Source organism: Anabaena sp. CA = ATCC 33047 (assembly GCF_963870205.1).
Classification (GTDB): Bacteria; Cyanobacteriota; Cyanobacteriia; order Cyanobacteriales; family Nostocaceae; genus Trichormus.
In genome coordinates this window covers 381,402-407,092 of record NZ_CAWMSA010000044.1, presented here as the reverse complement: position 1 = coordinate 407,092, position 25,691 = coordinate 381,402, and the positions used below count along the sequence as shown (strand labels likewise).

The following is a 25,691-nucleotide window of genomic DNA, read 5'->3' as shown; positions in this document are numbered from 1 at the left end:
TAAACTGGTGCGACTTTAAATTGGTTGCTGAGATTATTCTCTCGCGTTTTTGACACAACAGTTCACTGAAGTAACTGCTATTGTCATCAGCATACAAGTAGGCGTTAGTTCACACAACTAAACAAGCCTTTAAACTCAGCTACCTTACGCAAAATATTCTCCGGCATTCTGTTGAGCATTTATGACTGCTCTTAATACTTTGTAACATTCGTTTCAGTTTAACCGTGATTCCCACAGTTGTCACGGCAAAACTGGGGATTTGGTACTGGGTCTTGGGGATGGGTTACTGGGTAAGTTTCCCAGTCCCTAGTCCCTAGTCCCTAGTTCCTAGTCCCCTATCTCGGAACTCAAGGAATTTAGCGATCGCCTGCTCTACCAGTGAGAGTAGAAGGTGACAAGCTAGACCAAGATTGTTTCACCAAATCAGCAGCAGCTTGCACACTACCCAAGTAGTTACCTGCGGGTAGAGATGGGAAGCGTGGATATGGAACTACATCCTCGCCATAGTAGCGGCTGTATTCTGCGCTGTTAACAATTGCTTCCACAGCAGCCCGTAAACCGTTATCAGCCAATAACTTGTTATATTGACGGATTTCGCCTTGGGTAGCTGGCGCACGTCCCAACAGGTGACGGAACAAGAATTCAATTACCTTGGTGTTGGGATAAGGTGTGTAGAAGCGTTTGCGATAGATTTCTGAACTAGCTAGTTCCCGCACAAACTCACGCACGGAAATTTCACCGTTCCGCAATTTACTGTCTAAGTCAGAACGGCGGAGGTAGTCAGGAACTTGTCCGCTAAATATATCCATTACCTGACGGTAAATCGCGTTAATTACCACCTGTGTTTCTGTTGAGTTTGTACCATCAGTCAGGCGGTAAATACGAATCGGTTTACGGCGAGTTGTACCAACACCCACTTCTACAGACTGTCCGCGGCCATCGTTGAAGGAACGACCCAATTCAATGAACAAGGGTTTACTCTTGTCCATTTGTCTGGCTTGGGCGGCTAAATCTGCGATCGCCTTCGCTAAAATTGGTGTCTTATCAGACGCAATCCGCGCTTTCACAGGCTTAAAGCTAGGTACAACCAAATCATCGTTTTGCTTGGTCAGTTGATTGTATAGCTTCTCGGTATTGGGGAAGTTAGCCGCAGGTAAGGTGGGGAAGCGACGATAAGGAACAGTATCCTCACCAAATACCTGGCTGTACTCCTGGCTATTTACCATAGCACCAATAAACGCCCGCAGACCTTGAGTAGCCAAAATTTGGTTATACTTGCGGATTTCAGCTTGATCAATCGGTGCGCGTCCTAAGAAGTGCTTAGTACCCAACTCAATTACTTTCGTGTTGGGGTAAGGTGTGTAGAATTCCTTCAGGTAGAGGTTAGAGTAACCCAAACCTTCAATAAATTCCTTAACGGTGATTTCGCCGTTACTTAACTTGCTTTCTAAAGTTGTAAATTCGTTCTCAACGATGTAAGGTGCAATATCACGCTCGAAAATCTGACGGTAAGCTGCATTGATCAGAGTTTGAACAGCAACTTTATCAACAGTGTTAGCTACCAGCTTGAAGACTTTCGTTTGTTCCCGTTGCTTGGTAACACCTTGGTTAATGCGGAAGTTTACATCCGGTGCAGTGCGGGTTTCTGCAACAGTACCCAATTCGACAAAGCGTGGTGTTTCTTGTTTTTCAACCTTCGCACCAACATCTTCACGGATGCTACCAACGCGCAATTTTCTGAGTGCCACACCCGCAGGAGTCAGATAGCGTTCGTAAGGAACAGTATCTTCCCCAAAAGCTTCGCTGTACTCTACGCTGTCAAGAATCGCATCAACAACAGCATATAAACCTTTCTTAGAAGCGATATCAAAATACTTGTTGTTTTCTTGACGACCGTAGGTAGGACGACCCAACAAGCGGCGATGAATGTACTCAATCGCTTTACATACATAAAGCGGAGTCCAGTACAGCTTACGGAATAAATCCGACTTAGCCAAAGCGCGGACAAATTCCCGTACCGAAATTTCGCCGTTTTCCAGCTTAATTTCCTGCACTTTCAGCCGTTGACCTTCGTAAACGTCACGACCAAACACTTGTAAGTAGGTCGCTCTGATTACCGCTTGGGTAGAGCTTTCAGAGAATTTAACGCTTGCTCCCTGACCAGTATTTCTGCTCAGAGTAGCCGGAATTTGATCCAACTTGAACACTTTCGGGCCTAGAGTACCAGGAGCTACACCTCTGGCTTTCGGGTTGCTCAATTGGTTATTAATACCAGGGCCTTGGTTAATCAAGATGCGTCTGGTGTCCTTACCAAAAGGTGCAGGACTGGTGCTGGGGTTGCGGGTTTCTTTCGGGAAAATCGCCCCAAACTGAATTTCTAAGGGGTCATTACCAGAACCGTAGGGGTGTTGGTCGGGTAGTGGCTGTTCGTAAGCCGCAAAAGTGGTAATAAACTGAGGTACTTTACGGAAAGGCGCACTGTAGTTAAACAGGTCTTGCTGTGGCCCCCAGTTCCGACATTCTTGAGCTTCTTGACCCAAACCACGCAGGTAAGGTACAGTTTCTTCCCCAAAGTAGTCGCTGTATTCTTGAGAATCTACCAAAGCATCTACTAAAGCTGGTAGACCGCCGCTAGACACAATTGAGAAATATTTTTGTACTTCTTCGCGGCTACTTGGCCCCCGTCCCAAAATGTGACGGAAAGCTAACTCAATCACGCGGCTGTTAATAAAAGGTTGGTAAAACTGTTTTTGGTAAAGGGGAGATTTTGCCAAACGACGCACAAACTCCTTCATGGAGATGTCGCCATTTTTCACTTTGGATTCTAAGTCAGAGATTGACAAGCTGTAAGCACGGGTAATATCGCGCTCAAAGATTTGCCGATAGGCTGCTTTCACTACCTCTATTTTTTCACTAGCTGATAACCCAGGTTTCATGACAAACTTAGGTCTTCTTTCAGCCGAGTTGAAATAAATTTGTGGTAGCTGTAAACCTTGTTGGTCGCCAGAAGGACGTTGACGCAGTTTGGTAGAGGGTGTGGGTGCTTTGAACTCGGTCAGCAACACATCCATGTACTGAGTCACAATGTCTGTGGCTTCAGCATCTTTACGGAAATAAGACAGGGATGCTGCTTTAATTTCTTGTAAAGCTACTAGAGTTGCTTCACCAGAGCAAGCATTTTCAATAATTTCCCGCAAGCCCCGTGTATTAACTGCGATAATGTTGGGGTCGCCAGCGACGATCGCATAAGTAGCATAGCGCAAGAACCAGGATAAATCCCGCAAGCTCTTGGACATATTGCTAGGGCCGTAACGGGCAATGTTAATTGGTCTAAAGCCTGGAGGAGTTGGGCCGCCAGCAGATGTGTTGAAAATGGAGCGTAAATTTTCAAAGAACCCACCACGAGTTTCAACGTAGGTGACAGTTCCAAGTTTCATTCCTTCTCTCATCTCACCGCCAGCAGCAACAGCAGCACCAGCCATTGCCATTTCGGGTTCTTTGGGCTTTTCTAAGAAAGCCATTGGCGAACCACCCACGAAAATCCGGTTAGCAGCGCGGGATACGATAATCTCAGAATTATCAGTGAGGATTTGAGCAATTTCTAGACGTTTTGCACCAGATGCAAAATAGCTTGCTAATTCCTTTAATTCACCAGTTCCCAAAAAGCGGTCTTGTTGTTCCGCTTGAGAAATGGTTGCTACAGCTAGGGTTTGATATAGTTGCGGGCGCGCAACTGAGCTTCCACCACTCGCCTTAACACTCATCGGATTTTTAAAACTCCCATCATAATCATTTATGTGTTAAGTCTGGGTTGCTTGAGGCTTGACACATAGTTGTTTTTATGTATCGCGATTACTGCCTACAAAACTGCCAGTAAATTTAACCCAGTCAGCTTTTAGATTAGAACGTTTTGCGTTTGCACTGTTCATTTATTAAGAACTATGTAGATTTTTTGGTCGTGAACTGTCTATTTCCACAAGTACCCACTCTTTAGCGGCTGAGAGAAAATTTAATTTTTGTAAATTTTCTTTACAAACTGCCCCAAATATTTTATTTTGCATTCCCTTGTGAAATTTTCTCAGCAAATCCGTACTGGGTACTTTAAATGCTAAATTTGTGCTTCTCAGTGGTGGTTTGAGTAGCAAATGCTACATGATATCAGCATTCTAGACTAAAATGATGCAAAAATATAGTTCTTGTGGTGTGGGCATCTTGCCCGCACCAGACAGGCTAGAGAGCTTATCCCACAAATGTTAGCAGTTATAATTAATATAAAAATTAAAGTGTAAAAATCTCATGAATTTAACTCTTAAAACTTCTCCTAAAAATACAGCACTCCTGAATCTAGGTTTTACGTATTTTATCTCAAATAAAGGATTCTAAATATAAAATATTATTTATTTTTGATGCTTAATGAGCTTTCTTTAGCTTTAAGTTGGTTTACAATACTTTCTTCCAAAAGATGGTAGAGAAAATGAGGAGTTTTTAAATTAGCTGAGTGTAATAGGTTTTGATAAACTTGAGACGCTGACTCATCATTTAAAATTCGGTTGTGAATAATTCTTGTCCATTCAGGTGCAGTTATCATCAATTGAGGGACAATATTAATAAATGCTGTAATTTGTTTTTCCATATCAAAAGATTCCAGAAAATGAATTAAGCTAAACATCACTTCTGGCTGTTGACATTGGTCATCTAAAATTAGATGATATGCAGATAAATTATTTTCATCAGGATTTTCAGCTAGTTCAGCTAAAGCATTTTCAAAATTGATAACTTGTTCTTCTGTTTGCATTAAGCGATTTTCTCGCAAAGCAGCCAATAAATTATTTTGATTCATTGTTTTTTACCTTATTTCTCAAAAATACATAGCCAAGTTACTTTATTACTTTTGATTAACGCTTGCAAACTTTCCCTGATTTCTCTATTATACAAACCTTGACGAATATAAATAGAACGTACATCCCATATTTCTTGTGCTAATGCGTCTCTGGGTGATAGGTTTAAATTAGGGCGTTTGCCGTAAGAAATGGTTTGCCGATGACGACCTCCTTTTCCTGGTGATAAATGTTCCATCATGATGGCAAATCCTTGATTTGGTGTATAACCTGGAACTTTGGCTTTCATAAAAGCATCCGCAGGTATATGATGAGGTGTGAGGTTATCGCCTCTACGTCCCTGTTTGAGTAAGTCTCCATAAGTGCCTACAATTCCTTCTCCTGGAATTAGTTGAGGTTGATTATTAATAATTTATTTACTCCTATTTGGTTATTTATATTGATTATTATAATTGTGTAGATAATTTAACCTATCTATATATAAGTTTATATGAAATCACTAAATAGTGAAAAAGTGACTTTATTGAATGTAATAATTTATTTTTTATTAATGATTAAAATTAAAAATATTATTACTATAATACCAAATACTATTACCCAAACGAAGCCAGGATTGAAAAAAGGAGTTAACAGAGGAGTTAACAGAGGAGTTAACAATACTCTAAGCAACACTGCAACAACAGGAATAGTTTGGTTTGTAGTCTGATATTTTTGAGATACATTATTTTTAATTTTATCACTTGTATTGGTTGTTGTAGAAATAGAATTAACTGATATTGCTGATGAATTACCTGTAGTAGTAGATATTTTAAGTTGCCATATTTTGATAGTCTTGTCGTAACTCCCACTAACCAAGGTTTGACCATCAGGACTGAAGGCTACAGAAAGAACCCAGCTAGAATGACCAGTGAGAGTTTGCAGTAAATTTCCCCTCCTCACATCCCACAATTTGATAGTCTTATCATCACTCCCACTAACCAAAGTTTGACCATCAGGACTGAAGGCTACAGAAAGAACCCAGCTAGAATGACCAGTGAGAGTTTGCAGTAAATTTCCCCTCCTCACATCCCACAATTTGATAGTCTTATCATCACTCCCACTAACCAAAGTTTGACCATCAGGACTGAAGGCTACAGAACGAACCGATTTAGAATGACCAGTGATAGTTTGCAATAGCTTTCCCCTCCTCACATCCCACAGTTTGATAGTCTTGTCGCTACTTCCACTAGCCAAGATTTGACCATCGGGACTGAAGGCTACAGAATCAACCCAGCTAGAATGACCAGTGAGGGTTTGCAGTGGTTTTCCCTTGCTCACATCCCACAGTTTAATAGTGTTATCATTACTCCCACTAGCCAAGGTTTGACCATTGGGAATGAAGGCTACAGAACGAACCCAGCTAGAATGACCAATGAGGGTTTGCAGTGGTTTTCCCTTGCTCACATCCCACAGTTTGATAGTGTTGTCCCCACTTCCACTAGCCAAGGTTTGACCATCGGGACTAAAGGCTACAAAAAAAACCGAGTTAGAATGACCAGTCAGGGTTTGCAGTAGGTTTCTTCTCATCACATCCCACAGTTTGATAGTCTTATCGCTACTGCCACTAGCCAAGGTTTGACCATTGGGACTGAAGGCTACAGAATTAACTACGCTAGAATGACCAGTGAGGGTTTGCAGTAGGTTTCCTATTACTTGATTATTAACAATTGCCGATTGTGATGTTGACACCAAAACAGCAGATGGTTTTGATTTAACAACGCCAGGAAAAATATCAACACCAAGTTTTGTAGAGCGATCGCACCAATAACATTTACCATAGGTTCGGCTATAGTAGTGACTGTCTACCCTGCCACATATAGTTAAGCTATCATTCCCTACTCTTAACGCCTCTAACCACTCCCTAGCAGTCGGGCGTAAATGAGGATTTTTATGTCCATCATTAAAGCATCTGAGAAAACATTGCTGAATCTCTGGATGAACAATATCAAGAGGAATTGTTCTCTCTACAGGTTGAATCAAATTATTTGGTGAATACAGCCATAAACCCCGACGGATAAGTTCATTAGGTTGTGGTGTGTCCCCCGCACCTGTCCATTTTCCCTGAAATGGAGTTTCACCACCAAACAACAATTGATAGATAATTACTGCTAACCGAAATCTATCATGTATTTCCGTTTGTTCAATCTTAGAAAAATCTTGATCAATTAATTCTGCTGGTGTGTATCCTTCCGAACCAACTAAACAACGATAAACTTTACCATTGTGAGGATTTTTAACCTGAAAAGAATCTGTATCAATAATTGAAGGTAAAGCCCGATTATTAACCAGAATATTTTGTGGTTTAATATCGCCTAATACATAACCAGCCTCATGAAGTGCAGCAATAATTGAGGCAATATTCAGAGCCGTTGTATGCAGAAACCGCCAATGAATCTCTAGTTTCAAAGCCTTTCGACGCTTGAGGTTATAAATATCAAAAAGTTCTTTTCCACCCTTAACTTCTGGCATTAAAAAGCCAACACAATCACCTTGTTCATTTTTCAGCACCGACTTAGGCCAAGCAAAAGAAATATGATTAAGATGAGAATTTGGCTCTATTGGTGGGTACGCCATCATCACCGCTAACTTCTGCACACGTTCTGGAGTTGGCGAGTGATAAATTTTCGCTAAGTAACCGTGATTAGTTCGCCAAATTGTACCTTCACCACTCTTAGCTATTGGTTCACCTAACAGAGTGATTGATTCACTCGTATTACCGCAGATGAGAAGCGTCATGGAATTTTACTCTCTTTCCCAAAGACACAAAAGCAAAGTTTTATCATCATCAGTGCGAGCATTTAGCTTTTCATAGTTGAGGAAATCCATCACATATTTATCATCTTCTTCTGGGTTTGGTGTTTGCTGTAAGTATTCCTCAAAAGGTTTAAAGAAAGGTGGAAATGGTGTCCAGTCGTTTAAACGAATGGCTACTTTTTCCAGCCCATCAGTAGACGCACAAATAAATTCTTGCTCTCCTGAAATCACCTTTACCTGCATTTCTTGTAGTGCATTTTCTGAAGTGATAAAAGTAGTTTCATTGGCAAACTCACCTTTATCTGGATGGAATAACAATTGATATTCCTCTGATTTTTGAGGACGCAATACAATAAATCCGTCCCCAATTTGCATAGCTGCTAGCCAGTGGGGAGTAGCAACAAAAACCAAAAGTGTACAAGCTAAATCATTAAGCAAATAACCTTGTTTTTCTGCTTCGTTTTGTAATTCTGTAATAACTATTTTGACAATTTTTTCAAACAGTTTATTAGCTTCTGGTTTTGACAGAGGTTGAGAAAATCCTGGCTTTAATTCTTCTGGTGTATCTGGATATTTATCAATTTCAGAAAAAGATTCTAGTACCCTTTTTACAACCAATTCAGAACCAACATCAGCATACTTAGCACTACCAGCACCATCAGCAACCGCGCCTACAATTACATCATCTTTAAAGACGCGATAACCCCCGTAGTCTTGACAAGGTATTCCTTGGCTTAGATGACTCGTTCCTGTCTCAGAACGAGCAATTGCTTTCCAACTCACAATCAATAAATCCTTAAAATCTAGGTGGTAATTTGACCCCATCCCACAGGCGGTAATGCTACAGCTTCGCCTACTTTGCCACTAGAAACCCGTTTCATGGAAGTAGAAAGCCAAACAAACAAAGAGCGAAAATCTAACCCATTCAGCATCAATGGTGGACGTTGAGGCGGAGCAATTTGTTTGAGTTTATTCATATCCGCATTCTGGACAGCAACAGTAAAAAACGACAGTCTACGACTTTCTTCTGCTTCTCTCACCCTTTGCGCTGCACCTTCCCAATAATCTGTAGGCGCACCATCGGTAATTAAAAATACCCAAGGACGATAGTAAAGAATACCGTTATCTTTATAAGTCTGTTTGCGGTTTTCCAACAAATCCAAGGCGTACTCTATCGCTGCACCCATTGGTGTCACACCATCAGCTTCTAGCTTGGGCGGTGTAAATTGGTCTATGGTTACAAAATCTTGTGTCAGTTGCACTGGGCCAAAGGTGACAATAGCCACTTCCACACTGAGGGAAGCTTGAGCATCTCTCAATACATCTTCCTTAAAAGCCGCCAACCCGCGATTTAATTCCTGTATCGGCTGACCTGACATTGAACCCGATGTATCAAGTAAAAGTATCACTGGGCAGCGATTTTCTGGATTTTCCGCAAATTCAGGTAGTCCTATCCCCATTTGATGCTCCTGGTCAGGTAAATTATTAGACAATGTATATTAATTAAATTATATTAGCTATTAAATACTTAATCGCACTCAACAAAGCTAAATTTTGCACTAATTCTGAACGACTGGAAGACGCGCCTATATAAAAGAAGTCCGCCTACGTGGGCTAGCCTAAAATCAAGGTTTTTAAGCTTAAAGTCTCTCAAACCTAACCCCCCTGCCCCCATTCCCTTGTAGGGAATGGGGGAATTTGTAGAGACGTTGCATGCAACGTCTCTACATTTCCAGGGGAGAGGTACCCTACGGGAAGCAAGCTATGGAAAGGGGTTTTTAATATCCTTAATAACTTGAAAAACTTCCTCCCTATGCCAATCGTCACCCCTATCCGCTAAACTCAGAAATGCTGCGTTAGTCCTGCTCATGTCCGATTCTCAAGCTGTCAGTAGTGCTGTTGCGAAACTCTACGATACTTACCCCTTCCCGCCAGAACCGATACTAGATGAACCACCCCCCGGTTACAATTGGCGTTGGAATTGGTTGGCTGCTTACAACTTCTGCACAGGAAGGAAACCACAAAAGCAAGATATCCGCATCTTAGATGCTGGTTGTGGTTCGGGAGTCGGAACGGAATATTTAGTACATCTCAACCCCCAAGCGCAGGTAGTCGGTATTGATTTAAGTTCCGGTACATTGGAAGTAGCAAAAGCACGTTGTAAAAGTTCTGGTGCTGACCGTGTTGAATTTCATCACCTGAGTTTGTATGATGTGGCTCAGTTACCGGGTGAGTTTGATTTAATTAATTGTGTGGGTGTGTTGCATCACTTACCCGACCCCATCCGTGGTATACAAGCTTTAGCGCAAAAGTTAGCCCCTGGTGGGTTGATGCACATTTTTGTCTACGGGGAGTTGGGACGCTGGGAAATTCAATTGATGCAAAAAGCGATCGCTCTCCTGCAAAATGAAAAACAAGGCGATTATCGCGATGGTGTACAAGTCGGTCGCCAAATCTTCGCCTCATTACCAGAAAACAACCGTCTTGTCAAGCGGGAAAAAGAACGCTGGGCTATGGAAAACCAACGGGATGAATGCTTCGCTGATATGTATGTTCATCCCCAGGAGGTTGACTACAATATTGATACTCTGTTTGAATTAATTGATGCTTCAGGTTTAGAGTTTATCGGGTTCTCTAATCCCAGTTTTTGGAATTTAGACAGACTTTTGGGGAAAGCACCAGAGTTAATTGCACGGGCGCAAAACTTGAGCGATCGCCAACGTTACCGTTTAATAGAATTACTCAACCCAGAAGTCACACACTACGAATTCTTCCTTGGTCGTCCACCCATCAGCAAAACCGACTGGTCAGATGATCAGATTCTACTCTCAGCAATTCCCGAACTCAACCCCTGTATTGACGGATTTCCTAGTCAGTGTTTATTTAATTACGACTACCAAATTGTTAACCTGTCAGCAGCCGAGTTTGAGTTTTTACAAAAGTGTGATGGTAATTCCACTGTGGCTGAGATTTTGGCGACTGTACAACTAGGGTTGGATACAGTTAGAACATTGATGCAACAGCAGTTGCTCATATTAACACCTGCTTAATTGTGTTGTAGTAAAAGTAAACGCCGAACTGATAATCTAAAAAAAGTGTGTAGGAGTCAAGAACAACAAAACTCTTACACCCTATCAGGTGATGGGTGATCGCCTACAACCGTTTTCAGGAAAACTCATGTAAAGTAGAAGAGTGACCAGCAGTAGCTCAACATCTGATGATGATCACTCCGTAAGTCAGAGTTTCTTGAAATTCAGCAGTGAAGTGATTGCGCCTCAAACACTAGCTGAGTTGAAGAAACCCGACTGCATCACCACAACACAGAACTGACTGGACACTCAAAAAACCAGATTGGAGGATAGAAGTTTACTCAAATCAAGTAAAATTCTGAATTTTCAGCCAGGAACGTGGCTAGATGACTGCATACCAGACTTTCCTCTTTGATGCTGGAAAGAAAACTTTTGCTGTTTTTGGGAGTGTAACAAGAAGTTAATTGTTTTTTTCTAAAGTATTGTTACCGGATCGTGATATGATTCAGCTGACTGAATGTGCAGTCACCATAATTAGCTGTACTGGTTTCAAGTCCCGTGAGCTTGTCAGACGAATCAATTGCACCCACTCAGACAACGCGACAAGATACTCAGCCTGGTTTTGAGGACACAGAACCAGTAAACTCTTCTATGCAGGAGTTCTATCAACTCTATCAGGAGTTGTTGCTAATCACACTTGTCTTAACAGGGATTATTTTTGTCTCTGTCTGGTTCTTCTACTCCTTAAACGTAGCCCTGAATTATTTGTTGGGAGCGTGTACAGGTGTGGTTTACTTGAGAATGTTGGCGAAAGATGTCGAGCGTTTAGGTACAGAGAAACAGCAGCTGAGTAAAACTCGGTTAGCCCTGTTAGTAGCTCTGATTTTGCTAGCATCGCGGTGGAATCAACTACAAATCATGCCCATATTTTTGGGATTTCTCACCTATAAAGCCACGCTCATCATCTATGTAGTTAGGGTGGCGTTTATCTCTGACTCGCCAAAGCTCCGGCAACCTTAAAAGGCTCCGCTTCTCCGGTTAACCTGAGAGAAGAATTTGAAATGGAAAGAAAATGCTGAATTTTCTGAACTTCTACTCTGTTCCACTTGCCGAATTGGAAGTGGGAAAACATCTGTACTGGCAAATAGGTAACTTAAAATTGCATGGTCAGGTGTTTCTCACATCCTGGTTTGTTATTGGCGTGCTAGTGCTTGTTTCTGTAGCAGCAAGCAGCAGCGTTAAACGGATTCCTAGTGGCATACAGAACTTAATGGAGTATGCCCTAGAATTCATTCGGGATTTGGCGAAAAACCAGATTGGCGAAAAAGAATATCGCCCTTGGGTGCCTTTCGTTGGCACTTTGTTTTTGTTCATTTTTGTGTCAAATTGGTCTGGGGCCCTAGTTCCTTTCAAGCTGATTCATTTGCCAGAAGGGGAATTAGCAGCACCTACAAGTGACATCAACACAACGGTTGCCTTAGCTTTGTTGACATCTTTAGCATATTTTTATGCCGGATTCAGCAAAAAAGGTTTGGGGTACTTTGGCAACTACGTGCAACCTGTATCCTTCATGTTGCCGTTTAAGATTATTGAAGACTTCACCAAGCCCCTATCCCTAAGCTTCCGTTTATTCGGTAACATCTTAGCTGATGAACTTGTAGTTGGTGTATTGGTATTATTAGTTCCCTTATTTGTACCTTTGCCAGTCATGGCTTTGGGACTATTTACCAGTGCCATCCAGGCATTAATTTTTGCCACATTGGCCGCGGCTTACATCGGTGAAGCGATGGAAGACCATCATGGCGAAGAGCATGAGGGACACCACTAAAAATCCCTCAGACGACAGATAATCATTGGTCAGTAAAGACGTGATGAATCGCGCCTATACAAAAGTCATGAAATAATGACAAAAGACCATTGATGCAACACAACATCAAAACCCACTCGACTCAGTAAAGTAAGGAAAGAATATCATGGATCCATTGATTTCTGCTGCTTCCGTTTTAGCTGCTGCTTTAGCTGTTGGTTTGGCTGCTATCGGCCCTGGTATTGGTCAAGGTAATGCAGCAGGACAAGCTGTAGAAGGTATTGCTCGTCAGCCAGAAGCAGAAGGTAAAATTCGCGGTACATTGCTACTCAGCTTGGCGTTCATGGAAGCGTTAACCATCTACGGTCTAGTAGTTGCTCTCGTACTACTATTTGCTAACCCCTTCGCATAATTCAGTACAGCGTACTGAGTGCTGAGGACTGAGTACACAAGAGTTAAGAGTTACGAGTTTATCTCCTAACTCTATAACTCACGACTCAGGACTCAGGACTAAGCATAGTAGATAGGAACAAGCAACCATGACACATTGGATCACCTTATTGGCTGTGGAAGAGGTTGCTAAAGAAGGGGGGCTGTTTGATTTAGACGCTACCCTACCTTTAATGGCAATCCAGTTTTTAGTGTTAGCCTTGTTATTGAATGCCACCCTTTACAAACCACTAGGCAACGCGATTGATGGACGGAATGAATATATCCGTAACAATCAATTAGATGCTCAAGAGCGTTTGTCCAAAGCGGAAAAGTTGGCAGAGCAATATGAGCAAGAGTTAGCAGGAGCTAGACGACAAGCCCAAACAACTATTGCGGAAGCTCAAGCAGAAGCACAAAAAATTGCTGCCCAAAAAATAGCCGCAGCACAACAAGAAGCTCAAGTGCAAAGAGAAAAAGCTGCTAGTGAAATTGAGCAGCAAAAACAGCAAGCTCTGGCTTCTTTAGAGCAACAAGTCGATGCCCTAAGTCGCCAAATTCTAGAAAAGCTGTTAGGAGCTGATCTAGCAAACCAGCGTTAACTCAACAAATTCGTGATCAGTCATGAGTCATTGTGTTTGAGTCATTCAGCCACAATCAAGCAGAAATGACACAGGACAAATGACAAACCTTTGACAGCGCAGTTGTGGATGAAGAATCATGGGGACTTTTTTACTGTTGATGGCGGAAGCCACCGCCGTTGGAGGTGAATTGGCAGAGGGTGCGGCGGAAGGTGGTTTTAGTCTAAATACCAATATTCTAGAAACCAACCTGATTAACCTAGCCATTATTATTACTGTGCTGTTGGTTTTTGGGCGGAAAGTGCTAGGTAATACCCTCAAAACTCGCCGCGAGAACATTGAGACAGCAATTAAGAATGCAGAACAACGTGCCGCAAATGCCGCCAAGCAATTGCAAGAGGCACAACAAAAGCTAACGCAAGCACAAGCAGAAGCTGAAAGAATCAAAGCAGCTGCTCAAGAAAACGCCCAAGCCGCAAGTCAAGCAATTATCGACCAAGCTGCTGTAGATATTGAACGCTTGCAAGCTGCCGGCACAGCAGACTTAAATGCAGAACTAGATAAAGCGATCGCGCAGTTGCGGCAGCGAGTAGTAGCTTTGGCGTTGCAAAAGGTCGAAACAGAACTTAAAGGCGGCATTGCTGATGACGCTCAAAAAGCTTTAATTGACCGCAGCATTGCACAACTGGGAGGCTAGGTATGACAAGTAAAGTAGCAAACACTGAAATAGCCCAGCCTTACGCACAGGCCCTGTTGTCCATCGCTCAATCGCAAAATTTGACGGAAGAGTTCGGCACAGATGCGCGGACTTTGCTGAGTCTGCTTTCCGAGAACCAGCAGCTAAAAACTTTTATCGACAACCCTTTTATTTCTGCCGAGAACAAAAAGGCTGCGATTAAACAAATTTTGGGCGCAGATGCCAACCCATATTTACGCAATTTCTTACTGCTGCTAGTAGATAAACGCCGGATTTTCTTCTTGGCGGAAATTCTCCAGCAGTATCTAGCACTATTGCGGCAACTCAATCAAACCGTATTGGCAGAAGTTACTTCTGCTGTGCCACTGACAGAAGAACAGCTGGAAGCTGTAAAAGAAAAGGTACTCGCCATCAGTAAAGCTCGTCAGGTAGAACTAGAAACTAAAGTAGATAGTGACCTGATTGGTGGTGTGATTATCAAAATAGGCTCTCAGGTAATTGACTCCAGTATCCGGGGTCAACTGCGTCGCCTCTCCTTGCGTTTAAGCAGTAGCTGAAAAGTTAGAAGGTAAAGTTAAGAGGCAAAGCAATTAAAACTTAACTCTTAACTCCTCAAGCTAAATGCAGACGCGATACTTCTCGCGTCTATTCCATATCTTCCGTCTCGCAAGAAAAAAAAGATACACAGATGAGCATTTCAATTAGACCTGACGAAATCAGCAGTATTATTCAGCAGCAAATCGAGCAGTACGACCAAGAAGTTAAAGTAGCTAACGTTGGTACTGTACTGCAAGTGGGTGACGGTATCGCCCGGATTTATGGTCTAGAAAAGGCCATGGCTGGAGAACTTTTAGAATTTGAAGACGGCACAGTTGGTATCGCCCAAAACTTGGAAGAAGACAACGTTGGTGCGGTATTAATGGGTGAAGGTCGCGACATCCAAGAAGGTAGCACCGTTACCGCCACCGGCAGAATTGCTCAGGTAGCTGTAGGTGAAGCTCTAATTGGTCGTGTTGTAGACGCTTTGGGTCGTGCTATTGACGGTAAAGGCGACATCAAAACCACCGAAAGCCGTTTGATTGAATCTCCCGCGCCTGGTATTATTGCCCGTCGGTCTGTACATGAACCGATGCAAACAGGTATTACCGCGATTGACTCCATGATTCCCATCGGTCGTGGTCAACGGGAATTGATCATTGGCGACCGTCAAACAGGTAAGACTGCGATCGCGATCGACACCATCATCAACCAAAAAGGTGAAGATGTAGTTTGTGTTTACGTTGCCGTTGGTCAAAAAGCTTCCACCGTTGCTAACGTAGTCCAAACCCTGCAAGAAAAAGGCGCAATGGACTACACCGTAGTTGTAGCTGCTAACGCCAGTGACCCTGCTACCCTGCAATTCCTCGCACCCTACACCGGTGCTACCATTGCTGAGTATTTCATGTACAAAGGCAAAGCTACCCTGGTAGTTTACGACGACTTGTCTAAGCAAGCACAAGCTTATCGCCAAATGTCCTTGCTGCTGCGTCGTCCACCCGGACGGGAAGCTTACCCCGGAGACGTATTCTACATTCACTCTCGCTTGTTGGAACGTGCTGCTAAACTCAGCGACGAATTGGGTAAAGGTAGCATGACCGCCCTACCCATCATCGAAACCCAAGCTGGTGACGTTTCCGCTTACATTCCTACCAACGTAATTTCTATTACCGACGGTCAGATTTTCTTGTCTTCTGACTTGTTCAACGCTGGTGTACGTCCGGCTGTAAACCCTGGTATCTCCGTATCCCGTGTAGGTTCTGCGGCGCAAACCAAAGCGATGAAGAAGGTTGCTGGTAAGATTAAACTCGAACTAGCACAGTTTGACGACTTGCAAGCTTTCGCGCAATTTGCTTCTGACTTAGATAAAGCTACCCAAGACCAATTGGCACGGGGTCAACGTTTGCGGGAACTGTTGAAACAGCCCCAAAACCAACCCTTGTCCGTAGCTGAACAAGTGGCAATTCTTTACGCTGGTATTAACGGTTACTTAGATGATATCCCTGTTGATAAAGTAACCACCTTCACCAAAGGTTTCAGAGATTACTTGAAATCTGGTGTTAACCCTTACTACCAAGACGTACAGTCTAAGAAGGTACTGGGTGACGATGAAGAAAAAGCATTGAAGGCTGCTTTAGACGAATACAAAAAGACCTTCAAAGCTACAGCGTAGTTAGTCAATAGTCATTAGTCATTAGTCATTAGTAAATACATTAATGGCTATTGGCTGCTGACTGTTGGCTATTGACTAAGGACTCAGAACTTAAGAATATGCCTAACCTTAAAGCAATACGCGATCGCATTCAGTCGGTCAAAAACACCAAAAAAATCACAGAAGCTATGCGGCTAGTGGCTGCGGCTAGAGTACGTCGCGCCCAAGAGCAAGTAATCGCTACCCGTCCCTTTGCTGACCGTTTAGCACAAGTTTTGTATGGCTTGCAAACCCGGTTGCGGTTTGAAGACGTAGACCTACCCCTACTGAAAAAACGCGAAGTTAAATCAGTCGGGTTGCTGGTAATTTCCGGTGACAGAGGTCTGTGTGGTGGTTACAACACCAACGTCATCCGTCGCGCCGAAAACCGTGCTAAGGAACTGAAAGCCGAAGGTTTAGATTACACCTTCGTGATTGTTGGACGTAAAGCAACTCAATACTTCCAACGCCGTGATCAGCCGATTGATGCTACCTACAGTGGTTTAGAACAAATCCCCACCGCCGAAGAAGCAACAAAGATTGCTGATGAATTGCTGTCTTTGTTCCTCTCAGAGAAAGTAGACCGCATCGAGTTAGTTTATACTCGCTTCGTCTCCTTGGTAAGTTCTCGTCCTGTAGTGCAAACTTTGCTACCTCTTGACCCCCAAGGTTTAGAAGCAGCCGATGACGAAATTTTCCGCTTAACAACCCGTGGCGGTCAATTTGAAGTTGAACGGCAGACAGTTACTAACCAAGTTCGGCCTTTGCCCCGTGATATGATTTTTGAGCAAGACCCAGTACAAATTCTGGATTCATTGCTGCCATTGTATTTGAGTAACCAACTCTTGCGGGCATTGCAAGAATCTGCGGCTAGTGAACTAGCAGCGCGGATGACAGCGATGAGCAACGCCAGCGACAACGCCGGTGAATTAATTAAGTCCCTATCATTGTCTTACAACAAAGCCCGCCAAGCCGCAATTACCCAGGAACTCCTAGAGGTTGTTGGTGGTGCAGAAGCATTAGGTTAGGGAATAGACAATTGCTAGCTGTAACAAAATAGCTAATTGCTGGTGAGTTTAAAACTAGCGATTAGCTATTTTTGGTTTTGAGGATATGCGACAAACAAATGTGATACAACTCTTTATAGTGCAAGCATTTCCATGAAGTTTGAAATTTCTACGCCGTTAGGCTTTACGGTGAGAACATCTGAAGAGTATTGGCAACGATTGATTATCAAGCATCCTGATATAGAGGAGTTAGAGGAGCTAATTCAATCAGCTCTTGCTGCACCGGACGAAGTTCGACGCAGTAGCCGAGATGCAGAAGTATTATTATTTTATCGGGAACGGAAAGAAAAACGTTGGGTTGTTGCGGTGGCGCGACGCTTAAATGGAGATGGATTCTTGATTACAGCCTACCAAACCGATGCAATTAAGGAGGGCGAAAGAGTGTGGCTCAAATAAAGGTGTTTTACGAACCAGAAATGGAGCTATTAACTGTCTTTTGGCAAGTACCGAGAAAAAACCAAATTGCCACTGAACTTGGCGACGGGGTGATTTTGATCAAAGATGGAGTAAGTGGCGAGCCAATTGGTTTAGAAGTTTTGTCCTACCGTCCTGGAGATGACCGCTTTGATGCTGTGAGTGTTGAGCTAGGGCAAATGAGTTCAATGCAACCAGTAAGCTAGCACCCCTAACATATCAGACAGACGAAACACACGTAAATCTTTCCTGGTCTTACAACAAAGCCCATCAAGCCGCTATTACCCAGGAACTCTTGGAGGTTGTTGGTGGTGCAGAAGCATGAGGTTAGGGAATAGACAATTGCTAGCTGTAACAAAACAGCTGATTGCTAATTAGTTGAAAATTAGCAATTGGCTATTTTTGGTTTGTATGCAAGGGATAAGGGTGATTTATTGACTATTTAGCGACTATTGGACTAAATAGCCCAATCCGTAATTACCGGATTGGGTTGTTTTATTGTTTTTGACCTACCGCAAGAAATTTACTCCGTACTAGGTCAGCCTAGACATACTGAATTAGTTATTTTTTTTAAGAGCTATTAAAATAATTTAAACTTCTCAGTTTCAAGCACCAATCATAATCAAGTTCTTGTAAACTAGCGAGCATTTTTTACCTGACCTTATCTAGCTCAATTTTGAACAGACTTTTTTGTGATGTCGGTTCAATTCTTCCTTAGTAGCACCTAGCTGGGCTAGGATTTCGTATAGAAGCCAACCACCAATCTCAGGATAAACTGGTATTGTGGTTGCTCGTCCATCTGGATGCTTCCACCGCACATGATCACCTTTTTGGTGTTTTCTTTCAAAGCCAAGATCAGATGCAAGTCTTTCCAGTTGTCGTGTTTTGACTGGCATACATTCCCCCTAATTGTGGACTACGCAGACAGCACGGGAGGAAGACTTTCTTGAGGAAGGATATACAGTTGTTATGCAGTTGTCTAGGCTTTGTAGCTAGAATAACACAAAAAATAATACTGCCAAACACTTAATCTATTTGGCAGTTTGTTATAAATAATGGTTTGTAAGTTACTGAGAATATGGTTTCTCAGTATGTTAGTTGTCACGAAATATCCCAAGTTTAACGTCTTCAGGAAAAGGTTTTCCCTCTTCTTCGTACTCTTCTAAAATCATCTCAAATACGTCTTGTAGTTTTCTCAGAGCTTCTTGTTGCGTTTTTCCCAAAGCATGACAGCTAGGAATAGCGGGAACATAGGCAACGAAAGTACCATTATCATCAGGGCGAATAATATTGATATAGTCTTGCAGGGATTTCATATTACAAACATACTCTGATTACAAGTGTAACATATTAAATTTACCTATGATTAGTAACTGTCAGTTTATAGCTATTTAGCAACATTTTAAACCCGAAATAGTGAACCATATTATTCTAAATATATAAATGTTTACTACAAGCTATTAGGACTTTTCTAGCTATAAATTGAACTAATTCAATGTCATAACCTAGTTTTTGGGATTCTTCGGAGAAAGGCAGAATAAATTTGGTTTCATTGTTTGTTGAGTCTGAATTTATTGATTCTGTATTTTTTGTATGCACTATTTTACAACGGATAGCATAAATGCGATTCGCTGTATCATTTACAATGTCACCTTGTTCTCTAAGTGGACTTGGTTTATCTGTGATATCTTTCCATTTATTATAACTATTAAAAAATTTTTTTCTTTCTTCTCTTTCTTCCAAAAAAGATTTGATCTCTTCTGGTTGTACACAATTTTTTATTGTTGCTCTTAAAGCATATATCTCATTAGCATATTCATTCTTGGCTATCAAAGGGTTAAGTTTGTTTATTAAGTTTTGCATTTGCGTATAGCGATCAGTATCAAATAATGGATTTTCCAAGGTTTGATTAATAATATTTACAGCTTCCTCTTTTTTAAATTTAGGAAAATAAAACTCAACTACTTGGTAGTAAGCTAAGTATTGTACAAGAGGCATTATGCTTGCTGTACTTGCATACAAATATAAAGACATAGGTTCTTTATCATATTGACGTGCAATACTGAGTTCATGTTTATTTTCACTTAAAAACTCTATATTTCTGCTATATTCGGTTCTAGCTGCTAAAAGAATTGGTAATCCAGTTATGTAAGTTAACTCAAAAAGCAATGAAGCAGAGAATTTGTCTAAAATTTCCAAAGCTTCTTCATGCGATGAAATTTCTACCTGTTCTATACGGATAGTAGTATAGTCAATCCGTTGACCTTGAAATATATATTCTCTAAGTGTTTCTAAAACAGAAAAAGTTGGACTGGATATCCCAACTGATAATTTAATATTGTGGTATTGATCGTTTTTAATTTTAATAACTATCCTTGAGTTTTCTTCTTGATTGTTTAGTTTTGGTTTGATAGACCTTTCATAAAGTGAATAATGTCCAAGCGGCATCCCACCATATTCACATTCAAGCATAGCTTCAATATACTTGTGTTCGATGGAATAATAGGCATGATACCCATTAATACCACTAATTTTTTCAAAATGAATATCATCTTGTAGGAGTAATTCTGCCTTTGATTCTCCGAAAATTGGAATCTGAATAATACCTTCTCCAGATTTTATCTTTATCCAAAATCCCTTATCAATATCTTCTTTATTTACTCTTATTATTTCAATATTTGCATTTTGACAACGTTCTTCAATTTGGTGAAATTGTGATTTATTTTCTGATTCAGTAGACATATTAATTAACAATGATTTTGTGCGATAAAATATTAAAAAAATAACTTATTATGGTATATATGTCAATAATCTGAAAATAAGAGTGTAAAATATATTTACGCTCTTATTGAAGAATTTTTGGTTTAGTCATAGTTAGAATAGTAGGTTAGGTGGAGCGATAACTTCGTTAAGCTGCGCTAACGCACTACCCAAAAAACCTTGAACCTGTTGGGTTTCGTTCTGCACTAGATTTTCTGACTGAGACGGTTTTCAAACCATAGCAATAACAAATTTGGACATTTTTTGTTATTCCCGATAGGATGATTGGTATCAGCCTATCGAGAGGTAGCCAATGAACGTTTCTTTAACCCCCGAATTGGAAAAGTGGGTGCTATCGAAAGTTGAAAGCGGGATGTATACTTCTGCAAGTGAAGTTATCCGTGAAGGTTTACGGCTTCTCAAGGAACAGGATGCTTTGAAAGAAATACGCCTAGCAGAATTGCGTCGGGAAATTCAGCAGGGAATTGATAGCGGAGAATCTACACCTCTAAACATGGATGAAATTATCGCCAAGGCAAAACAACAACGCCAGGAGCAAGAATCTGCATAATGGCGATAATTCTCAAAAAACCGCTTGCTGAAGCTGATTTGTTAGATATTTGGAATTTTATTGCTAATGACAGCTTTGAAAAGGCAGATCGAGTGCTACAAAAAATTGACAGCCAACTCAAAATACTGGCATCAAACCCAGGTATGGGAAGAAAGCGTGACTCCTTAGTACCCAATCTGCGGAGTTTTCCAGTAGGGAACTACCTAATTTTCTACCGTCCCATAAACCAAGGAATTGAAGTGATTCGTATTCTGCATGGCGCAAGAGATATCCCAAGCCTGTTTGAAGATGCAGAGGACGATTGATAGATTACTCAACTACAGCATGGGAGATAATTGAGGCGAATATCTATGAATGCTGGGAAAGTTTGATTGCGATCGCCAGTATACACAGGATGATACTTTGGATGGCGCGATAAGTTCGTTAAGCTGCATTAACGCATTCAAATGCGACTTTACTAATCAAAATTTGCTGTCAATCAGAATAGTGGTATCGACAAGCAATAATCGTTAAATATTCATCATCCACAGCATAAACTAACCGATTCGTATCATCAATGCGCCGCGATCGCAAAGCCAGCTAGATTTTCCCTCAGTGCTTCTGGCTTCCCGATATCTTCAAACGTTAGTCGCATTGTTGCCTCAATCAGCTTGTTAATTCGCCTTAACGTTTTCTTGTCTTGCCCTTGCCAAAATATATTCAGCAAGCCGTAATTTTACTTCTAACCCAATTTCTAAATTCTTGAATTAAATCTAAATAATCCTTTTCTTCAACCTGCGATAAAAAGTTAGATATCTCGGTCAAAGGTAAATTTGGAAAAGCCAAACTTTCATCAACTACCTTATATTGACCATTTTCTAAAATATTGATAGTAAATAATTGACCATCGTATCGCCAAATTTCCGGCACACCCATTTCTGCATAAATAGTCAAGCGGTCTTTGGAACTGCTAGTAATATCAACTTCTATAACTAAGTCAGGTGGTGGATCTTGTTGTAAATTAATTCTTTTTTTACCTTTGATGAAATTGATATTTTTACAATAAAAGGATTCATCTGGTTCTGCACCACTCAGTTCTGGTTGTTTGAAAGTAGTAGAACCAAGCGGTTTAATTCTCACTTCTAATTCTTCAGCTAAAGTTTCCACAAATCGACCTAAGACTTTTTTGTAACTTTCGTGTTCAGGTGAAGGAACCGTAATTTCTAAATTACCCCGGTAATAAGTCAGACGCAAACGGCGGCTGGTACTGAGTTCATTTAGCAAACTCTCATAGGTATGCCAACTGATACCTGATAAATGAACTATTTCTTCCGGTTGAATCAGAGTCTGGCTAGTCATGGCTATAGCACCAGGCTGTACAATATTTTTCCTATCCCTAATTTATGCCAAAAATTTATTTGCTTGCATCTTAAAAGATGTTTGGAAAGATATGAAAGTAGAGACGTTGCATGCAACGTCTCTACATTTACAGCTTGATTTCTGTAATACTCGTTTTTCCTTTTCCCTCTCCTCGTAGGAGAGGGTTAGGGAGAGGTTTGAAAGAATTTGGTGCTAATAGCAATATTTTTCCAAAATTCTCTTAGATTACCGAAGAAATGGGTTTGAGGTTCCCCGTCCTAGAAGGACGGCTTTCTGATAGAATCGCAGAAACAGGCAGGGCATTGTCTGTTGGACGAGGCGATATAAGACGGGCAAAGCCTGCAATCGCTGTTTGAACCCAGAATCTCCACCCTTCTAGGGGGGGGGAGTATGTCAAATAACTATACTTTTTGGTTGTCAACTTCCAAAATGGCACACTATAATAAGACTATGAAGCACATGGGTCCGTAACGGTTTCGACAGGTTGGCGAACGCTGCTCTGTGATTCAGGTCGAGAGTGAGTCATCTCTCGCAAATCCAAGGCTCAAAAAAAAGTAAATGCGAATAACATCGTAAAATTTGCTCGTAAGCCTGCTACTGTAGCAGTTGCCTAATAATCTCTCACAGATTCGAGCGTCTTTAGTCTGACTCCGTTAAGGATTAAAGACCAACCCCCAACGGATGCCCTAGCAAGTATTCTCTGGTTGACTTGCTAGCTAAGACTTAATCAGAGCATCCTACGTTCGGGATAATGAACGATTCCCGCCTTGAGGGTCAGAAAGGCTAAACCTGTGAATGAGCGGGGGGTCAATACCCAATTTGGACAGCAGTTCGACTCTGCTCGGATCCACTAAATATACTTAACAAGTCCACCTAATTTTAGGTGGATTTTGTTTTGGTTAGTCATTAGTCATTAGTTAATAGGACTTACCCAAGTGTCACACTAAATATGTCTTGTAGGGTGCGTCAGATGCCTTAAATACTGTCAATAACCTGATTATTGATATCTGACGCACCCTACTATTATGCCAATTGCGTAAGTCCTGAAAATATAGAAGAAACACGTTCTTCTCCTACACTCTTACACCCCTATACCCCTGCGTTTCTTGAGAGATATATTCTTCGGGTTTCAATACTTATCAATGAAGTGTAATATATGCGTTTTGTAACGAAAAAGTTCCTAATTATAAGAAGTTATGTATGATATGTGATGAATGTGAAAATATGTGAACAAATATCAATATTTAAAATTTGATACGTTTATATTTACCAATAAATTCCGAGAGTTTTAGGGTTAAAAAATACTCCGAAAAATAGCAACATTTGCTACAAGTTGAATTTGGGGAAATATCGTTTTTATTACAACTTGAAATGACAGTTGGCGGCACAATGGGGGGCAGAGAAACAATACTGTTTATTTGCACTCGGAGACTAAAAAAATAATGGCAGCGATGTCTACGACCGGCTACGCCCAAGCAGAAAATGTTCAGCATCGGCTAACTGTCCAAACTGTAGAAATTGCCCCTAATACTACGGCGATTCGCTGTCTAGACTGGGATCGCGATCGCTTCGATATTGAATTCGGACTACAAAACGGTACGACTTATAATTCCTATCTGATTCGGGGCGAACAAACTGTTTTAGTCGATACTTCTCACCAGAAGTTTAGCCAACTTTATTTAGATACACTAAAAAGTCTCGTAAACCCCAAGACTATTGATTACATTATTGTCAGTCATACAGAACCAGACCATAGCGGTTTGGTGGAAGATGTGCTGCAATTAGCACCAAGAGCGACTGTTTTAGCTTCTAAAATTGCCTTGCAATTTTTAGAAGGTTTGGTACACGAGCCATTTTCTAAACGGATTGTCAAAAGTGGCGATCGCATCGATATTGGTAAAGGTCATGTCATCGAATTCGTCAGTGCTCCTAACCTCCACTGGCCTGATACCATCTTTAGTTATGACCGCAAAACCCAAACCCTCTATACCTGTGATGCGTTTGGGATGCACTTCTGCGACGATCGCACCTTTGACGAAGACTTAGAAGCGATTGAAGCTGATTTTAGATTTTACTACGACTGCCTCATGGGGCCTAACGCTCGTTCTCTGCTCAACGCCATGAAGCGCATGAGTGAACTGGGCAAAATTAACATTATTGCCAATGGTCACGGGCCCTTATTATACCATCACCTAGACGTATTAACTGAGTGCTACCAAAATTGGAGTCAAAGACAAGCCAAAACAGAAACCACTGTAGGCATATTCTACGCCTCCGATTATGGATATAGCGATCGCCTCGGTCAAGCCATTGCCGAAGGTATCCAAAAAACCGGGGTGGGAACAGAATTTATCGACCTCAGTACCGCCGAAATTCAAGAAATTCAAGAACTAGCAGGTAGAGCATCTGGTTTAATTATCGGTATGCCTCCTACTACTTCCGTTGCGGCTCAAGCTGGGATTAGTTCACTATTAGCAGTTGCCAAAGATAAGCAAGTAGTAGGCTTGTTTGAGTGCTTCGGTGGCGACGACGAACCTATTGATACACTGCGCCGCAAATTTATTGACCTGGGTGTAAAAGAAGCCTTCCCAGCCATTCGCATTAAAGATGTACCAGCCCCTTCCACCTACCAAATGTGTACAGAAGCTGGTATCGACTTAGGTCAATTGTTAACACGGCAACGCAACATTAAGCAACTCAAGACTCTCGATGTCAACATGGAAAAGGCATTGGGACGAATTAGCAACGGGTTGTACATTGTCACCGCCAAAAAAGGCGATGTCAGCAGTGCAATGTTAGCTTCTTGGGTAGCACAGGCGAGTTTGCAACCATTAGGATTCACCATTGCAGTCGCCAAAGACCGCGCCATTGATAGCTTCATGCAAATAGGCGATCGCTTCGTTCTCAACGTCCTCGAAGAAGGCAACTACCAAGAACTCAAAAAACACTTCCTCAAGCGTCTACTGCCCGGTGCTGACCGCTTTGCCGGAGTCAGAACCCAAACCGCCAAAAACGGCTCTCCCATCCTTACAGACGCTTTAGCATACATGGAATGCGAAGTCCAAAGCAGTATGGAATGTAGCGACCACTGGCTGTTATACTGCACCGTCCAAGATGGT

26 protein-coding genes and 1 other RNA gene are annotated in these 25,691 nt (G+C 41.6%); 15 read left to right on the top strand and 12 right to left on the bottom strand.

Annotated elements, in window-relative coordinates:
* Positions 1–356: 356 nt before the first annotated feature.
* The 6 genes from AACS98_RS13745 to AACS98_RS13720 all read right to left on the bottom strand — a co-directional run bounded on the left by AACS98_RS13745 (position 357) and on the right by AACS98_RS13720 (position 9,091).
* Positions 357–3,764 carry a phycobilisome rod-core linker polypeptide gene (locus AACS98_RS13745; RefSeq protein WP_066380683.1) on the bottom strand — a complete coding sequence of 1,136 codons (3,408 nt, stop codon included), beginning with the start codon at positions 3,762–3,764 and terminating at the stop codon, positions 357–359.
* 629 nt (positions 3,765–4,393) lie between these two features.
* The gene (locus AACS98_RS13740; RefSeq protein ID WP_066380681.1) at positions 4,394–4,840 is read right to left on the bottom strand and encodes an Imm30 family immunity protein; all 447 of its coding nucleotides are present in this window, start codon (positions 4,838–4,840) and stop codon (positions 4,394–4,396) included.
* Between the two features lie 11 nt (positions 4,841–4,851).
* Positions 4,852–5,127: a hypothetical protein gene (locus tag AACS98_RS13735; protein WP_066380679.1), complete on the bottom strand. Its 276-nt coding sequence runs from the start codon at positions 5,125–5,127 to the stop codon at positions 4,852–4,854.
* Between the two features lie 248 nt (positions 5,128–5,375).
* Positions 5,376–7,613 (bottom strand): protein kinase domain-containing protein, encoded by a 2,238-nt coding sequence (locus AACS98_RS13730; RefSeq protein ID WP_232317153.1) that lies wholly within the window; start codon positions 7,611–7,613, stop codon positions 5,376–5,378.
* 6 nt (positions 7,614–7,619) lie between these two features.
* Positions 7,620–8,414: a PP2C family serine/threonine-protein phosphatase gene (locus AACS98_RS13725; protein WP_066381012.1), complete on the bottom strand. Its 795-nt coding sequence runs from the start codon at positions 8,412–8,414 to the stop codon at positions 7,620–7,622.
* Between the two features lie 20 nt (positions 8,415–8,434).
* Entirely contained in the window at positions 8,435–9,091 is a 657-nt protein-coding gene (locus AACS98_RS13720; protein ID WP_066380677.1) for a vWA domain-containing protein, read from the bottom strand.
* Positions 9,092–9,499: 408 nt separating this feature from the next.
* Between AACS98_RS13720 and AACS98_RS13715 the strand changes: the two genes are divergently transcribed.
* From AACS98_RS13715 to AACS98_RS13665, 11 genes are all read left to right on the top strand, one after another.
* Positions 9,500–10,681 carry a class I SAM-dependent methyltransferase gene (locus tag AACS98_RS13715; RefSeq protein ID WP_066380676.1) on the top strand — a complete coding sequence of 394 codons (1,182 nt, stop codon included), beginning with the start codon at positions 9,500–9,502 and terminating at the stop codon, positions 10,679–10,681.
* A 537-nt stretch (positions 10,682–11,218) separates the two neighbouring features.
* The gene (locus tag AACS98_RS13710) at positions 11,219–11,680 is read left to right on the top strand and encodes an ATP synthase subunit I (RefSeq protein WP_066380674.1); all 462 of its coding nucleotides are present in this window, start codon (positions 11,219–11,221) and stop codon (positions 11,678–11,680) included.
* Positions 11,681–11,732: 52 nt separating this feature from the next.
* A complete protein-coding gene (gene atpB, locus AACS98_RS13705) occupies positions 11,733–12,488 on the top strand; it encodes a F0F1 ATP synthase subunit A (RefSeq protein WP_066380673.1) in 756 nt (251 codons plus the stop codon).
* A gap of 145 nt (positions 12,489–12,633) precedes the next feature.
* Positions 12,634–12,879 (top strand): ATP synthase F0 subunit C, encoded by a 246-nt coding sequence (atpE, locus tag AACS98_RS13700; protein WP_006278178.1) that lies wholly within the window; start codon positions 12,634–12,636, stop codon positions 12,877–12,879.
* 127 nt (positions 12,880–13,006) lie between these two features.
* A complete protein-coding gene (locus tag AACS98_RS13695) occupies positions 13,007–13,498 on the top strand; it encodes a F0F1 ATP synthase subunit B' (RefSeq protein ID WP_066380668.1) in 492 nt (163 codons plus the stop codon).
* Between the two features lie 118 nt (positions 13,499–13,616).
* Positions 13,617–14,174 (top strand): F0F1 ATP synthase subunit B, encoded by a 558-nt coding sequence (locus AACS98_RS13690; protein WP_066380667.1) that lies wholly within the window; start codon positions 13,617–13,619, stop codon positions 14,172–14,174.
* A 2-nt stretch (positions 14,175–14,176) separates the two neighbouring features.
* Positions 14,177–14,731 (top strand): ATP synthase F1 subunit delta, encoded by a 555-nt coding sequence (gene atpH / locus AACS98_RS13685; RefSeq protein WP_066380665.1) that lies wholly within the window; start codon positions 14,177–14,179, stop codon positions 14,729–14,731.
* 131 nt (positions 14,732–14,862) lie between these two features.
* Entirely contained in the window at positions 14,863–16,383 is a 1,521-nt protein-coding gene (gene atpA, locus AACS98_RS13680; protein WP_066380664.1) for a F0F1 ATP synthase subunit alpha, read from the top strand.
* A gap of 98 nt (positions 16,384–16,481) precedes the next feature.
* Entirely contained in the window at positions 16,482–17,429 is a 948-nt protein-coding gene (locus AACS98_RS13675; protein ID WP_066380662.1) for a F0F1 ATP synthase subunit gamma, read from the top strand.
* Positions 17,430–17,561: 132 nt separating this feature from the next.
* On the top strand, positions 17,562–17,864 hold the full coding sequence (locus AACS98_RS13670) for a hypothetical protein (protein WP_066380661.1): 303 nt from the start codon (positions 17,562–17,564) through the stop codon (positions 17,862–17,864).
* Positions 17,852–18,088 carry a hypothetical protein gene (locus AACS98_RS13665; RefSeq protein WP_066380660.1) on the top strand — a complete coding sequence of 79 codons (237 nt, stop codon included), beginning with the start codon at positions 17,852–17,854 and terminating at the stop codon, positions 18,086–18,088. Before AACS98_RS13670 ends, AACS98_RS13665 begins: the two co-directional genes overlap by 13 nt.
* 459 nt (positions 18,089–18,547) lie before the next feature.
* Here the strand turns inward: AACS98_RS13665 and AACS98_RS13660 are convergent, their stop codons facing one another.
* From AACS98_RS13660 to AACS98_RS13650, 3 genes are all read right to left on the bottom strand, one after another.
* Positions 18,548–18,778 (bottom strand): type II toxin-antitoxin system HicA family toxin, encoded by a 231-nt coding sequence (locus AACS98_RS13660; RefSeq protein WP_066380659.1) that lies wholly within the window; start codon positions 18,776–18,778, stop codon positions 18,548–18,550.
* Positions 18,779–18,976: 198 nt separating this feature from the next.
* The gene (locus AACS98_RS13655; RefSeq protein WP_066380657.1) at positions 18,977–19,198 is read right to left on the bottom strand and encodes a type II toxin-antitoxin system HicB family antitoxin; all 222 of its coding nucleotides are present in this window, start codon (positions 19,196–19,198) and stop codon (positions 18,977–18,979) included.
* Between the two features lie 115 nt (positions 19,199–19,313).
* Positions 19,314–20,624, bottom strand: a complete 1,311-nt coding sequence (locus AACS98_RS13650; protein WP_066380655.1) for a hypothetical protein — start codon at positions 20,622–20,624, stop codon at positions 19,314–19,316.
* A gap of 331 nt (positions 20,625–20,955) precedes the next feature.
* Between AACS98_RS13650 and AACS98_RS13645 the strand changes: the two genes are divergently transcribed.
* Both AACS98_RS13645 and AACS98_RS13640 read left to right on the top strand, forming a co-directional pair.
* Positions 20,956–21,213, top strand: coding sequence for a type II toxin-antitoxin system ParD family antitoxin (locus tag AACS98_RS13645; RefSeq protein ID WP_066380653.1), 258 nt, complete (start codon positions 20,956–20,958; stop codon positions 21,211–21,213).
* Positions 21,213–21,518, top strand: a complete 306-nt coding sequence (locus tag AACS98_RS13640; protein ID WP_066380652.1) for a type II toxin-antitoxin system RelE/ParE family toxin — start codon at positions 21,213–21,215, stop codon at positions 21,516–21,518. Before AACS98_RS13645 ends, AACS98_RS13640 begins: the two co-directional genes overlap by 1 nt.
* 169 nt (positions 21,519–21,687) lie before the next feature.
* Here the strand turns inward: AACS98_RS13640 and AACS98_RS13635 are convergent, their stop codons facing one another.
* From AACS98_RS13635 to AACS98_RS13625, 3 genes are read right to left on the bottom strand one after another with little or no spacing between them, the layout of a single operon-like run.
* The gene (locus AACS98_RS13635) at positions 21,688–21,741 is read right to left on the bottom strand and encodes a hypothetical protein (RefSeq protein WP_304439111.1); all 54 of its coding nucleotides are present in this window, start codon (positions 21,739–21,741) and stop codon (positions 21,688–21,690) included.
* 25 nt (positions 21,742–21,766) lie between these two features.
* A complete protein-coding gene (locus AACS98_RS13630) occupies positions 21,767–21,919 on the bottom strand; it encodes a type II toxin-antitoxin system YoeB family toxin (protein WP_304439109.1) in 153 nt (50 codons plus the stop codon).
* Complete coding sequence (locus AACS98_RS13625) at positions 21,913–22,551, bottom strand: Uma2 family endonuclease (protein WP_066380650.1); 639 nt, start codon at positions 22,549–22,551, stop codon at positions 21,913–21,915. The genes AACS98_RS13630 and AACS98_RS13625 overlap by 7 nt, the downstream gene beginning before the upstream one ends.
* Before the next feature lie 482 nt (positions 22,552–23,033).
* Between AACS98_RS13625 and ssrA the strand changes: the two genes are divergently transcribed.
* Both ssrA and AACS98_RS13615 read left to right on the top strand, forming a co-directional pair.
* Positions 23,034–23,425: a transfer-messenger RNA gene (ssrA, locus tag AACS98_RS13620) on the top strand.
* 589 nt (positions 23,426–24,014) lie between these two features.
* The coding region (locus AACS98_RS13615) for a diflavin flavoprotein (RefSeq protein ID WP_066380649.1) at positions 24,015–25,691 on the top strand (1,677 nt) is incomplete at its 3' end.